General features: G+C 51.7%; 13 protein-coding genes. All 13 read right to left on the bottom strand.

The window, feature by feature from the left end; translation table 11 throughout:
- Window position 1: 1 nt before the first annotated feature.
- Window positions 2–334 carry a preprotein translocase subunit YajC gene (gene yajC, locus DW350_RS04440; RefSeq protein WP_115717715.1) on the bottom strand — a complete coding sequence of 111 codons (333 nt, stop codon included), beginning with the start codon at window positions 332–334 and terminating at the stop codon, window positions 2–4.
- An 18-nt stretch (window positions 335–352) separates the two neighbouring features.
- Window positions 353–1471 (bottom strand): tRNA guanosine(34) transglycosylase Tgt, encoded by a 1119-nt coding sequence (gene tgt / locus DW350_RS04435; RefSeq protein WP_115717714.1) that lies wholly within the window; start codon window positions 1469–1471, stop codon window positions 353–355.
- Between the two features lie 39 nt (window positions 1472–1510).
- Window positions 1511–2575, bottom strand: a complete 1065-nt coding sequence (queA, locus tag DW350_RS04430) for a tRNA preQ1(34) S-adenosylmethionine ribosyltransferase-isomerase QueA (protein ID WP_115717713.1) — start codon at window positions 2573–2575, stop codon at window positions 1511–1513.
- Between the two features lie 283 nt (window positions 2576–2858).
- Window positions 2859–4235 carry an ATP-binding protein gene (locus DW350_RS04425; protein WP_115717712.1) on the bottom strand — a complete coding sequence of 459 codons (1377 nt, stop codon included), beginning with the start codon at window positions 4233–4235 and terminating at the stop codon, window positions 2859–2861.
- The gene (locus tag DW350_RS04420; RefSeq protein WP_115717711.1) at window positions 4232–4894 is read right to left on the bottom strand and encodes a response regulator; all 663 of its coding nucleotides are present in this window, start codon (window positions 4892–4894) and stop codon (window positions 4232–4234) included. Before DW350_RS04420 ends, DW350_RS04425 begins: the two co-directional genes overlap by 4 nt.
- Window positions 4895–4910: 16 nt before the next feature.
- Window positions 4911–5531, bottom strand: coding sequence for a tetratricopeptide repeat protein (locus DW350_RS04415; protein WP_115717710.1), 621 nt, complete (start codon window positions 5529–5531; stop codon window positions 4911–4913).
- Window positions 5528–6301 (bottom strand): SDR family oxidoreductase, encoded by a 774-nt coding sequence (locus DW350_RS04410; protein WP_115717709.1) that lies wholly within the window; start codon window positions 6299–6301, stop codon window positions 5528–5530. The genes DW350_RS04415 and DW350_RS04410 overlap by 4 nt, the downstream gene beginning before the upstream one ends.
- 1 nt (window position 6302) lies before the next feature.
- Window positions 6303–8357: an AMP-binding protein gene (locus tag DW350_RS04405; protein WP_115717708.1), complete on the bottom strand. Its 2055-nt coding sequence runs from the start codon at window positions 8355–8357 to the stop codon at window positions 6303–6305.
- Complete coding sequence (locus DW350_RS04400) at window positions 8347–8952, bottom strand: thermostable hemolysin (protein WP_192954803.1); 606 nt, start codon at window positions 8950–8952, stop codon at window positions 8347–8349. Before DW350_RS04400 ends, DW350_RS04405 begins: the two co-directional genes overlap by 11 nt.
- 166 nt (window positions 8953–9118) lie before the next feature.
- Complete coding sequence (gene aceA / locus DW350_RS04395) at window positions 9119–10438, bottom strand: isocitrate lyase (protein WP_115717706.1); 1320 nt, start codon at window positions 10436–10438, stop codon at window positions 9119–9121.
- Between the two features lie 15 nt (window positions 10439–10453).
- Window positions 10454–12031 (bottom strand): malate synthase A, encoded by a 1578-nt coding sequence (gene aceB, locus DW350_RS04390; RefSeq protein ID WP_115717705.1) that lies wholly within the window; start codon window positions 12029–12031, stop codon window positions 10454–10456.
- 516 nt (window positions 12032–12547) lie between these two features.
- On the bottom strand, window positions 12548–13456 hold the full coding sequence (locus tag DW350_RS04385; protein WP_115717704.1) for a LysR substrate-binding domain-containing protein: 909 nt from the start codon (window positions 13454–13456) through the stop codon (window positions 12548–12550).
- Between the two features lie 254 nt (window positions 13457–13710).
- Entirely contained in the window at window positions 13711–13911 is a 201-nt protein-coding gene (locus DW350_RS04380) for a hypothetical protein (RefSeq protein ID WP_115717703.1), read from the bottom strand.
- Window positions 13912–13930: the final 19 nt, after the last annotated feature.

Here is a 13930-nt window from a genome sequence, read left to right as displayed (position 1 = left end):
TTTAGAGTGACTTCATGGTGCCCTTAGGCAGAACTGCAGAAATGGCAGCTTTTTGTACAGTCACTTCAGTGGTGTCGTTCAGAGCAATGACCAGGAAGTCTTTGTCTTCTTCAACTTTAGCGATACGACCAATCAGGCCGCCGTTGGTCAGCACTTCATCACCTTTTTTCAGGTTGCCCATCAGGCTTTTGTGTTCCTTGACGCGCTTGGCCTGGGGGCGGTAAATCATGAAGTAGAAAATGGCACCAAACAGCACCAACATGATAATGAGCTGCAGGCCGCCACCTTGGGAACCGGCTGCGCCAGTGCTGGCGAATGCAGAATTAATGAACATAAAGTCTCCTAAAGGTTATTAAAGTGCGGGTACTTCCATACCCTTGCGCTCATAAAAGTCTTTTACAAAGGCGTCTAATCTACCTTGCTCTATGGCCCCCCGCAAACCTTCCATTACCCGCTGGTAATAGCGCAGGTTATGAATGGTGTTTAAGCGAGCACCGAGGATCTCGTTACAGCGATCTAAATGGTGTAAATAGGCCTTTGAGTAGTTTTTACAGGTGTAACAGTCACATTCGGCATCAAGCGGGCCAGTATCATCGCGATGCTTGGCATTGCGGATCTTAATAACCCCTTCTGTAACAAAGAGATGGCCGTTACGGGCATTACGGGTTGGCATCACGCAGTCAAACATATCAATGCCGCGGCGAACCCCCTCGACTAAATCTTCTGGCTTGCCCACGCCCATCAGGTAGCGCGGTTTATCGGCCGGCAATTGCGGATTGACGTGGCTTAAAATGCGATGCATATCGGCTTTAGGTTCACCCACTGCCAAGCCGCCAACCGCATAGCCATCAAAACCGATGTCGGTGAGGCCCTTAATGGACACATCACGCAAGTCTTCATACACCGACCCCTGGATAATGCCGAACAGGGCATTGGGGTTTTCAAGCTTGTCGAAATGGTCGCGAGAACGCTTAGCCCAGCGCAGGCTCATTTCCATGGATTTTTTGGCTTCATCATGGGTGGCCGGATAAGGGGTGCACTCGTCAAAGATCATCACCACGTCGGAACCCAAATCGGTTTGAATTTCCATGGACTTTTCCGGGTCCAGGAAAATTTTGTCGCCGTTGATGGGGTTACGAAAATGCACGCCCTGTTCGGTGATCTTGCGAATATCCCCCAAAGAGAACACCTGAAAGCCACCGGAATCGGTGAGAATAGGGCCTTGCCAGTTCATAAAATCATGCAGGTCGCCGTGTTTGCGCATGACATCCTGGCCGGGGCGCAGCCAAAGGTGAAAGGTATTACCCAGCAAGATTTGGGCGCCAGTTGCGGCCACTTCTTCAGGGGTCATGCCTTTAACGGTGCCATAGGTACCGACCGGCATAAAAGCGGGGGTTTGCACCGTGCCACGTTCAAAAACCAATTGGCCGCGACGTGCCTGGCCGTCGGTGGCCATCAATTCATATTTCATCGTTGCTCCTGGGTATCTGGAAAAACAGTCCAGCCCCTTTTATGCCCCTGGGCCCTTGGCTTCAGGGTTTTTGGTAATAAACATGGCATCGCCATAAGAGAAGAATCGGTAACGCTGGTTCACCGCTTCTCGATAAGCCGCCAAGGTTTGCTGATAACCGGCAAAGGCACTGACCAGCATGATTAAGGTGCTTTCCGGCAGGTGGAAGTTGGTGATCAAGCCATCGACCACCAAAAAACGATAACCGGGGAAGATGAAAATATCGGTATCGCTGGCGAAAGGAGTGAGTTCAGTTCCGGCTTTAAGCGACGCCTGCGCTGCCGATTCAAGGCTACGCACCGAGGTGGTGCCCACGGCAATCACTCGGCCACCTCGGGCTTTACAGGCAGCAATGGCATCGACCACCTGCTGCGGCACTTCGGCGTATTCGCTGTGCATTTTATGGTCGCTGATATCGTCAGCCCGCACCGGCTGAAAGGTGCCAGCCCCTACGTGCAAGGTAACAAATGCGGTTTCAACGCCTTTGGCGCGAATTTTTTCTAACAGCGGCTCATCAAAATGCAAACCGGCGGTGGGCGCTGCCACAGCACCGGGTTTTTCGTTATAAACAGTTTGGTAGCGCTCACGGTCGGCTTCGTCATCGGGCCGGTCAATATAAGGCGGCAGCGGCATGTGGCCGATACGCTCAAGAATGCCGAGCACCGTATCTTCGCCATCAAAGGCCAGCTCAAAGAGGGCATCGTGGCGGGCGACCATGGTGGCCATCACCCCCTCGTCAAACACTAACTGCGTGCCTTCTTTGGGCGATTTAGACGAACGAATATGCGCCAGGACCCGCTTATCGTCTAACAGCCGTTCCACCAGCATTTCAATTTTGCCACCAGAGGCTTTTTGCCCGTAAAGCCGCGCTGGGATCACCCGGGTGTTATTGAACACCAGCAGGTCCCCTGCTGCTAATTTGTCCAGCAAATCAGTGAAATGGCGATGTTCAATACCGCCACTGGGACCGTCTAACATCAGCAGGCGGCTGGCACTGCGCTCAGGCATGGGGTGACGAGCAATGAGCTCTTCGGGCAAGTCAAAATGAAAATCAGAGCGCAGCATGACAAAAGCAACAAGGTTGAAAGGGGCCGGTATTTTACCCGTTCACCCCGCTATAGGCCAGTTTTGACAACCAAGCAGGGCCAACCTGAATAGAAGTGAACTAAACAGTGTGTTGTTGTAATTTTACAACATAAAGACTGTAACCAAGGGGATTGATCGGCTAATATCAGCACTGGTTCGTTATTTAACAAGATTTCGGTTTCTTGTTCCCAACGAACACTGCTTAGCAGCACTTTTAACATCCTGTTGTGTTTACTATTCCTGTGTATTTTGCTGCCCGGCCTTATGGCCGGGCTTTTTTTATGCTGGCACGTAACCCTTTCGCTGGACTGTCTTCCAGCACCAATGCCAAATCGTGGCGGCGGGCAATTTCAACCACAATGGCAAGGCCCAAACCGGCCCCTTCAGAAACGCTGCTATTGAGACGATGAAAACGTGCCAGGCTGGCTTGTCGGTCTTCGGCTGGAATACCGGGGCCGCAGTCATCAACCCGAAGCGCTCCCTGTTCAAGGCCAATCACAATTTCACTGCCCGGCGGACTGTAACGCAGGGCGTTATCCACCAGGTTGCGCACCATAACCGCCAGCAAGGCCCTATCGCCTTCCACTATCCAGTCGCCTTGGTCGTCCAATGCCAGTTGTTGCTGGCGCTGCTGGGCCAACGGATACATCTCGGCCAACAGGTTCCGGATAAGCTGGGCCATCGGCACATTTTCAATTTTGGGTAACTGGTTTTTGCCTTCAAGGCGCGCCAGGGTAAGGAGCTGCCCCACCAAATGCGTCAACCGGGCAATACCACTGCTGGCAGCTTTTAATGACGCTTGGCGGTGTTCTTCGTTGTCGGCGCCAACGGCATTTTCCAAATGCAGCTGTGCCCCGGCCAAGGGCGTGCGCAATTCATGGGCGGCATCATCGGTGAATCGCCGCTCCCGCTTTAAGGTTTCATCCAAGGCTTCAAGCAAGGCATTTAGGGCCTGAACCAGAGGCTTAACTTCCGAGGGGGTATGTTCGAGTTTTAATGGCGTTAGCTCATCCGGCGTGCGTTTGGACACTTGTGCGGACAATGCCCGAAGGGGGCGCAGCCCACGGGTGATAAGCACGCCGGAGAGAATGATCACTAAAATCGTCATCATGCTCGCTTCCCAAAGTGCCGGCTTTAACACCGCTTCTTCGGTAATTTCTTCACGCACTTCTGCCAACTGGCCGGTTTGCAGCCAGTAATTGTCATGGTCGTCATACACCGTAAAAAGCCGCCAGCGCTGCTCTTTGGGTGACATAAGCCAATGATAACCAGGTGTTTTTAAAGGAATTTTTTCGTCGAGGTTAGAAAAGAGCAACTGCCCTTCCGGGCTAAAGACCTGAAAAAGCAGCTTCTTTTCGTAATGATGGCCGAAGATACTTTCATCATGCTCTGGCTCGCCTTCCACAAACTGGTGGCGACTGACGGCCGTTAAGGCTCGGCGAATGTTATCGAGGCGCTCGGTGTTTAGAGGCTTTTCAACAATGCCCATAATAATGCGGGCAGATTGCGCCAACTCGGCGTCATAAAGCTCTTCGGCTTCATGGGCCGCTTTGATATAACCAAAAACGCTGACCGCGATCAGTACCAGCAGGAACATCACAACAAAACGGACAGCGAAGTAACGGCGAATGGATTTCATGAAAGCTTGGGCATAACGTACCCAACACCTCTAATGGTCTTAATAAACTCACTGCCCAGTTTCTTACGCAGATGATGAACGTGTACTTCCAAGGTATTGGACTCCAATTCCTCACCCCAGCTATAAAGCCGTTCTACCAGCTGCTCACGGGTCAGCACGCGGTCAGTTTGGCGCAGCAACTCATGCAATAACGCGTATTCCCGGCGCGACAATACCACCAGTTCCCCCCCCAGGCTAACTTTATGGCTGGCAGGGTCGAGGCTTAAGGCGCCATTCGCAAGCACAGGGTCAACCTGGCTAACCGGCCGCCGCGACAAGGCTCTGAGTCTGGCCAATAACTCGCGCGACTCAAACGGCTTCACCAGGTAGTCATCGGCACCACAATCAAGGCCCTGGATGCGGTCATCAATGGCGTCGCGCGCGGTTAACATCAGCACCGGCAAGCCCAAGCCCTGGCGCCGCCACTTTTTCAACAATTCAACACCCGAGCCGTCAGGGAGCTGCCAATCGAGCACCACCAGCTCTGGCTGGCCTGCGGCCATGGCCTTTTCAGCATCGGCCACTTTCAAATACCAATCTACCGCGTAACCTTCACGGCTAAAGGCGGTTACCAACCCTTGGCCCAGCAGCGCATCGTCCTCAACAAGCATTAATCGCATTGCAATCCTTCAGTACTTATAACTTGGTCTGAATGGTTTTCAGACGCTCCTGAATTTCCCCTTTGCGGCCGGCATCGGCGACTGCCCTGCCCGGCCTTGCTGGCGCAGCAAGGGCCTTTTCCAGATAGACCTTGGCTTGGCGATAATGTCCCTGGTCCATTAAAAAATCCCCGTAAAAGAAGTTGGCGTCAATACCATCGGGGTTAATGACCAAGGCTTTTTGCAAGTACTGCTTGGCTTTATCGTCGTCACCAAAGCTAATCGGCCAACCCGGCACTAAATAATAAAGGGAACCAAGGGAAGTGTAGGCTGAACCACCTAGCGCCTTGTCATTAATTTTTATCGCTTTTTCCAATTCACTGCGCGCTTCTTTTACGTATTTCAGCGCGCCCAGGCCACCTTTGGCACCGGCGTAGCTGGCACTGATAATGCCCCCCCATATTAAATAGTCGGGGTCTTGGCCATGGGTTTTCAGCTCGCTTTGCATCTGCAGGCGTAGCTTGGCAAAGTTCTTTTCCTGCTCTTTATCAGCCGTTTGGTATTTAATTTCAGCCCAGCTTTGCTGATAGTGGATCAAAGGTGCTGCCAGCAACTGGCTGCTCACCATTGCCAAGGCGGCAACGATCAGGGTTTTCATAGTGATTCCTCGGCATAAGCCTTAATAAGAGTAAGCTGCTTTTTAACAGCGCCATCCACCGCCGACGGCAACAGTGCATTGATGCGCGTAAAAAGGCTTTCAGGAAAACCCAGCACCATATTGGCTTTGGGCTTTTTCAGCAGTAACCGCACCGCATCAGCAACAACTTGTGGGCTATCCACCTTGTTGCCCAAGGCTTGGTTAAGTGCCACCGCGGCCGGGCTATTAAGAGGGGTGTCGGTTGCGCGCGGAGCGAGGTAACTCACCGCTATGTTGCGGTCACGGATTTCGCGGCCCAGCGCTTCAGAAAACCGCTTAAGGCCGCCTTTGGCTGCGCCGTAAGCCACATAGCCTGGGTAACCAATTTCACCTAATACCGAGCCAATATTGATAATGTGGGCACCACTTTTGAGCGTCGGCAATAAACTGTGCACCACGGCCATCGGTGCCAGTAAATTCAAGCGTATTTGGCTTTCAATTTGCGCCCAGCTGCTTTTTTCAAAGGTTTTAAGCTGATTGCTGCCGGCATTATTGATAACGACATCGGGCAAAAACTGCTGCTCGGTGAGCTGCTGCGCAAGGTCAGAACCGGCCGTGCTTGGGCTTAAATCCAATGCCACCACCAGGTGCTCTCCTGGCAGGCTTTGCGCCAAGGCGTTGAGTTTTTCCTGGCTACGGGCCACGAGAATCAAATGGTGGCCGTCATTGGCCAAACTATTGGCGATCACTTGGCCAATGCCGCCGCTAGCACCCGTCAATAAAATACGCATATCAGGCCTCCATCGGCAGGCTGCGGAACATGTCGCCGTAGAGGCGGTACATCCGCTGGGCCATGTGAATAATGGCTTGTTGATCGGCCGGATCGTCGATGCGATTCATTAACTTTTCGAAAAAGTCGATGTGCTCGAGATCCAAGCTGCCGTGGGAGTACAAGTAGCGACAGGCGGCCTTTGGCAGGTCCAGTTTGGCGCGAATGACATCGGCCATCGGCGTGGCCAAGTTAACCGAGGTGCCCTCAAGCACCCACACCATGCCAAACAGGCTCACCGGATTACCGCGGTTTACGCTGTCATAGGCGTACGACACCATCATCTCGGTCGCAAAATTCGGCTTGGAATGGCGCGCTTGTTCTTTGTTGCCGCCCGCTTGGGCGATGTCATCGAGTATCCATTCGTGATGGCCGTATTCTTCTTCGATGTATTCGGTGATGGCCGCCCTTAGCCACTCTTTACTGTCACCAAGGCGCGTACCGCAGGCCATCATCAGTGGCACTGTGTGTTTAACGTGGTGAAAGGCATTGTGTAAAAAGGCCAAGTAGCGCGGCATAGTTACGTCGCCTTGCTGGCAGGCCAGAATGGCGGGCGCACTGAGCAAATACTGCTGGGCGTCACGGGTTTCAGCTTTTAGGCGTTCAAAAAAACTGATCTCGCCGCTCACCAACCTTTTTGCCAGGACGCTGCGACGCAAGCGGCCATTGGCGGTTACCTCTTGGCGCTCAGCGGTGAAGGCTTCGCTGGTACTTTGCACACTCACCAGCCGCGCATAATCCGGTAACTTGGCATTAAAGGCGTCTAAAAAGCCTTCAAGGCGGGGGTCATTGCTGACTACCAGGGCATGAATACCCTGTTCCTCGTCACCGTAGACATAGGCTTGCTTGATTTGCGGCAAGGCGCAAAGTTCGGCTTCCAGCCATTGCGGCGACACATTACGGCCCATGTTAGTGACAATGGTGTCTTTGAGGCGGCCAAGAATGGTTAAGAAACCATCTTCACTGATCTCCCCAAGGTCACCGGTGGCTAACCACTCCAGCTGCTGCTGGCTGTCCCCCAAGTACCCAAGGAAGCTATTGCCTTTTACCAGCACTTCACCTTGGTCGCTGAGTTTTACATCGACATGGGGCAGCACCTTACCCACGGTGCCTAGGCGCTGATGCTCTGGGCTATTAAGTGCCACCACCGAGGCCGCTTCTGACAGCCCATAACCCTCGAATACGGGCAGTTTGAGTTCTTGTGCCTGAGCTAATAATTGCTTGGCCGTTTTACCACCTCCCAGGGCGATAAAACGGTAACTATCAGGCAGACCCTTGGCACGGCCTGCCAGTAATACTGGCAACAAGCCGGGCACCAAAATCAGGCTTTGCGGCTGCAAGCGGCTTAAGGCGCCTAGCATTTCAGTCACATCCAGCTCGCTAGAGCCGGTCATGCCCAGTGACTTCATCGGTAGCAAGGTAACGCAAGCCCCCGCCAGCCAAGGCACATAAAGCCCCCCGAGGTTTTCCAGCAATACCGCTAACGGCAGCACACAAAGGTGATGCTCAACCCCGAGCGAGCCGGTGACATCCACCAAGCTATTTGCCACTGCCAACATATTTTGTTGAGACAAACACACGCCCTTAGGAGCGCCAGTGGTACCGGAGGTATAGGTGATTTTGGCCGTGCCTTCAGGTAAGGCTTTGGTAGTACCGGCCAGCAACAGGCTTAGCACCCCTTGTTCAATAGCCAGCGATTCGCGAGCCATGGGCAGTGCCACCGGGGCAATAACCGCATCAAGGCCGGCATCGCTAATAAGGTGCATTTGCTGCGCACGGCTAAAAAAGGTGGGGATAGGCACCAACACCAGTTTTAGTTTGAGGGCAGCAAGGTCAACAATGGCCCAGTTGGGCTCGTTGTCCATCAAAAGTCCCAGCCGCTTTATACCCAAGCTTGCTAGGCGTTCTGCCAATTTATCGGCCGCAGCCAGCAAGTCAGGGCCGCTCAGTTGCTGTGTTTCCGTTTTTAAAGCGCAACTATTTTTAACCAGTGCTTTTGCCAGTTGTTCAAACAACATCGTTGATCTCCTGGCCCATGGCCCCAAGAATACGCATCAGTACCGGCTGCTGTTGTATGGCCTGCCACCCTTCTTGGACAGAGCCTGCAAAAACGGCCGGGTGAGTGTCGTAATAACGCCCCCAGTCACCGGCACCTTCCGCCAGACGGTTAGGATTGGCCTGCGCCAAGAACCAAGGTTCAAGGCCCAGCCGAGAAAACGCAGATTGCAATTCGCGGGTGGCGGTAAACACCACATAGTCCACGCCACTTAATGCCAGCAATCGGGTAACGGCCAGGATCATCAGTCTTGAGCCGCCGGCCTCACCGGCCAAATTACCCACTTCTACAATCTGCTGGCGCTGAACATCACGGCCCAAGCGCTTTGATAAAATGACGTCAATATCGCCATCCAGGTATTGCTCTAAAAACAACGCTTGGCCATTAGCGTTTCGCACGCCACAGCTGGCTAGCCAGTGCGTTTCATCCAGCAGCAGATATTGAACAGGTAAGAAGTGCCGAAGAATGGCCTGGTGGCTGTCGGCATAACGGGTACAAGCAAAATGCTTGATTCGGTCGAAGGCATCCGAGCCCTCCAAAGCACGTTGAAACTGCATCAAAGAGGGTGCGTTTTTAGCCAACATAAGCTTACCTCGCCATTAGGGTAAGCTTAGAGTGGTAGACCAAAATTAAGACAAGCTTAAGAAGACGACAGTGTTTAAAAAAACCACAAAAAAGGCGGCCATTCGGCCGCCAACACGCTTAGAAATAAGGCTTTTTTATTTAGTGAAATTGGTCTTCTTCGGTGGAACCTGTCAGCGCCGTTACCGACGATTTGCCACCTTGTATAACGGTGGTCATATCATCAAAGTAACCGGTGCCAACTTCCTGCTGATGGGCAACGAAAGTGTAGCCTCGTTCTGCGGCCGCAAACTCGGCTTCCTGCATTTTCACATAGGCGGCCATGTCGTTACGGGCGTAGTCATACGCCAGGTTGAACATGTTGAACCACATATTGTGAATACCGGCCAAGGTAATGAACTGGAACTTATAGCCCATGGCCGACAGCTCGCGCTGGAACTTAGCAATGGTGGCGTCGTCGAGGTTTTTCTTCCAGTTAAAGGACGGTGAACAGTTATAGGCCAATAACTTACCCGGGAACTTGGCATGAATAGCCTCGGCAAAGCGGCGCGCTTCGTCCAAGTCAGGCTTGGCCGTTTCACACCACAACAAATCGGCATAAGGCGCGTAGGCTAGGCCTCTGGAAATGGCCTGCTCAATGCCGGCTCTGACTCGGTAAAAACCTTCCGCCGTGCGCTCCCCAGTGACAAACTCGCCATCGTAAGGGTCGCAATCGCTGGTCAACAAATCAGCGGCATTGGCATCGGTTCGAGCCAGCACTATGGTTGGCACCCCAGCCACGTCTGCCGCCAGGCGCGCTGAAATCAGCTTTTGCACGGCTTCTTGTGTCGGCACTAAGACTTTACCGCCCATATGGCCACATTTTTTCACCGACGCCAGTTGGTCTTCAAAGTGCACGCCAGCAGCGCCCGCTTCAATCATCGACTTCATCAGCTCGTAGGCGTTCAGCACCCCACCAAACCCGGCCTCGGCGTCGGCAACGATGGGGGCAAAGTAATCGATATAGCCATCATCGCCAGGGTTTTTACCTTTTTGCCACTGAATTTGGTCGGCCCGGCGAAAAGCGTTGTTGATACGTTTCACCACCGCCGGCACCGAATCAACCGGATACAGCGACTGGTCGGGATACATCGACTGATAACTGTTGTTATCGGCTGCAACCTGCCAACCCGAGAGATAAATCGCCTGAATACCCGCTTTGACTTGTTGCGCGGCTTGGCCACCGGTTAACGCGCCCATGGCGTTCACAAAATCTTTGTCAGGCCGAAAGCTTGGACGTGCGCCTTCGTTCACCATTTTCCAGAGCTTTTGAGCGCCCATTTGAGCCAGGGTGTTTTCTGGCTGAACAGAGCCACGAAGACGAACCACATCCTCTGCGGTGTAAGTGCGTACTATGCCTTTCCAGCGTGGATTTTCAGCCCAATCCTGCTTCAGGGCGTCGATTTGCTTTTGACGAGTCATGGGTTGGTCCTTCCTTCAGTCAATTAAGGTGTAACCGGGTTCAGTTAAAAAGGGTACGAAGTGCTCACTAACGGTAATGCGGGTCAGCAGTTCTGCTGCCTCACGAAAACGGCCGCTATCAAAGGTTTCAGCACCCAGCTCTTCACGCACCTGTGCCATTTCTTCGGTCAGGAAGCGGCTGAATAGCTCGGCGGTAACCTTTTGGCCACTGGCCAGACTTTTGCCGTGGCGTAACCATTGCCAAATTGATGCTCGGCAGATTTCGGCGGTAGCGGCGTCTTCCATCAGCCCATAAATGGGTACGCAGCCGTTGCCGCCTATCCAGGCCTCAATGTATTGAAGGGCAACCCGGATATTGGTGCGCATACCGGCTTCGGTACGCTCGCCACTGCAAGGCGCCAATAATTCTTCAGCGCTAATGGCGGCATCACCGTCCCGGCGAATATCCAGCTGATTTGGCCGCTCGCCCAAATGCTGATTGAAGACCGTTAAAGCCGTTTCAGCCAGGCCGGGGTGCGCTATCCAGGTGCCGTCATGGCCGTTGCGCGCTTCCAATTCCTTGTCTTGGCGCACTTTATTGAGCACCCACTGATTGCGCTCAGGTTCTTTAGAAGGAATAAAGGCCGCCATGCCGCCCATCGCCAAAGCGCCGCGTTTATGGCAGGTGCGGATCAATAGCCGTGAATAGGCACTGAGGAACGGTTGGTCCATGGTAACCACTTGCCGGTCTGGCAAGACCCGATCACTGTGATTACCCAGGGTTTTGATATAGCTAAAGATGTAATCCCAGCGGCCACAGTTGAGCGCCACAATATGGTCGCGCATCTCGTAGAGAATTTCGTCCATCTCAAAAACCGCTGGCAGGGTTTCAATCAACACCGTGGCTTTTATGGTGCCGCGCGGCAGCTCAAACCGCTCTTCCGTGAAACGAAAAACCTGATCCCAAAACCGGGCCTCTAAGTGGCTTTGCAGTTTGGGAATATAAAAATAGGGGCCAGAGCCGTTTTCTAATAACCGCTTGTGGTTATGAAAGAAGTACAGCGCAAAATCCCACAAACATCCCGGTACGACCTGGCCATTAAAGGTGACGTGTTTTTCTGGCAAATGCAGACCACGTACCCGGCAAATCAGCACCGCCGGATTGTCATTCAAGCTGTAATGCTTTTGCGACTGCGGATCGGTATAAGAAATGGTGCGATCAACCGCGTCTCGCAGATTGACTTGGCCCTGCATCACGGCTTGCCAGGTGGGCGATAGTGAGTCTTCAAAGTCCGCCATAAACACTTTAGTGCCAGCATTTAAGGCATTAATCACCATCTTGCGTTCGGTTGGGCCGGTTATTTCAACACGGCGGTCCTGAAGATCAGCGGGGATCCCACGGATCTGCCAGTCACTGTCACGAATGGACTGCGTTTGTGGCAAAAAGTCGGGTAACAGGCCTCGGTCGAAATCGCTTTGTCTGCGATCGCGTTCGGCGAGCAAGGTGGGAACTTTGTCAGCAAAGGCCGACATCAGCTCCTGTACCCATCCTTGAGCAGCTTCACTTAGCAGTTGTTTTTGTTCGCCGGTCAGCCCGTTCTGAACCTTCAGCATCTCCGCCTCCAATTACATTTGAAATTCAGCAACCACAAAAAGAATATTCTCGTAAGTTCCTGGCTTGTTCTCAAAACAACGCAACAAACACTGCTTCACATTTTAGTTTTGATCAACAACATTTTTTAAACATGTTAAAAATATTTTTCAACTTATTGAATTTAAACAATTTTATTAAAATTTAATTTTAGAGCTAAAGCACTAATTGGTATTACCAAATAACCTATATAGCCATGAACTTCATTTACATTAACCAACCCCATTCTGAAATAATTTTGTATTTAAATTACAAAATTAATTTTAGAAATTAAAGGGAATTCAAATAAATCCTTTTTAATCAAAAGGATAATGAAATATCACTTTTCAGCAGAAGCTAATGGATATGGAAGGAACAACAAGAAAGGTAAGTAATGGGGGATTTCAGTAAAAAAGCTACTTAAACAGGCATAGCTTAGCCGGTTTCATTTGTACATAAAAAAGCCAGCTCAACGGCTGGCTTTTTTAGCGCAGGTACTGCTAGAGCAACGATTCGGGAAGTTGCTTGGCAATAAGCTCACCCAATTGGCGGTATGTGCGAATACGGCTAGAAGTTTGCCGCCATACCAAACCAATTTCTCGGTAGGCGTTCTTATCCACCAAACGGCTGGCCACCAACTCGGTACCATTCATAATGCCAGCATCAATTGCCAGTTGCGGTAAGAAGGTGGTACCCAGCTTGGCATTCACCATTTGCACCAAGGTGTGCAAACTGGTGGCAGCGAAGGGGTTTATCTTGGTGGAATCAGTTAGCTGGCAGGCACTTACCGCATGCTCGGTAAGGCAGTGCTCTTTTTCCAACAAAAAGACGCTGCGCTCGGGTAGCAATTTCAGGTCTGGGTCCTGGCCCCATTTTTCTTGCAGCTCTTTATGCATCACCTGGCTAAAGGGATCTTTACCCAGGCGCATGGTATGAAAACCTTTGGTATCAACCGGTAAAGCCAACAACACCAGATCTAACTCACCGCGCTCTAGCATCGCTAACAGGTTTTGTGTGGTGTCTTCACGCAGCAACAGTTTAAGCTCGGGGAAGGTGTCGTTGGCCTGGGTAACCACCTGCGACAGTAGAAACGGCGCTATGGTGGGAATACAGCCCAAACGCACTTCACCACTCATTGGTGAGGCTTGATTTTGCACATACTCCACCAGATCGCGGGTATGGTTAACAATATCCCGGGCCCGGTTAATGGCTTCTAAGCCGGTGGCAGTAAACAGAAAAGATTTGTTGTCCCTTTCAATAAGCTGGCAACCCAGTTGCTCTTCAAGATTCTGGATCCCGGCAGAAAGGGTTGATTGCGAGACATTACAGGCTCTGGCGGCGCGATTGAAATTCTGATGTTCTTCCAATGCCAGCAAGTAAGTCAGGTTCTTTATGCTAGGCAATCTCATAATAGACAGTTCCGATTAAATTCATCATTTTTCTTCGTTAATATGATAAGGCATTCATCGTCTAGACTGTAGTGGTTTCTTCATAGCGCCAGGAAAAGTTCAGGCTGTACAGCTTGTTAACCCTAAATGACTTCTATGTTGAATGGACACTTTCCCTTTTTTGCACAGTATGCCGGACACCTTGTCCGGCTTTTTTTACGCAAAAAAACAAGCAGCCAAAGCTGCTTGTTTAAAGGTGTTGATTGGGGGATAAATTAGTCTTCACAGTCCCACATCATCCGTTCGTCTAGCACCAGACCGGGGTCAAGCTGCGAAACATGGGCAATGGTAGTATGGCTATGATCGAGATCGCGGATCGTTACTAAGTCATCCTTTTCGTTTATCGATACGATACGTCCAATACCATTGAGACGTTTGTAAAACATACCGACTGATAAATCGTCCTTCGTCACCATGGAAGCTCCTCCTCTGTCT

Origin of the sequence: Gallaecimonas mangrovi (assembly GCF_003367375.1) — a bacterium.
GTDB lineage: Bacteria > Pseudomonadota > Gammaproteobacteria > Enterobacterales > Gallaecimonadaceae > Gallaecimonas > Gallaecimonas mangrovi.
This window is presented reverse-complemented; position numbering and strand designations above follow the sequence as displayed.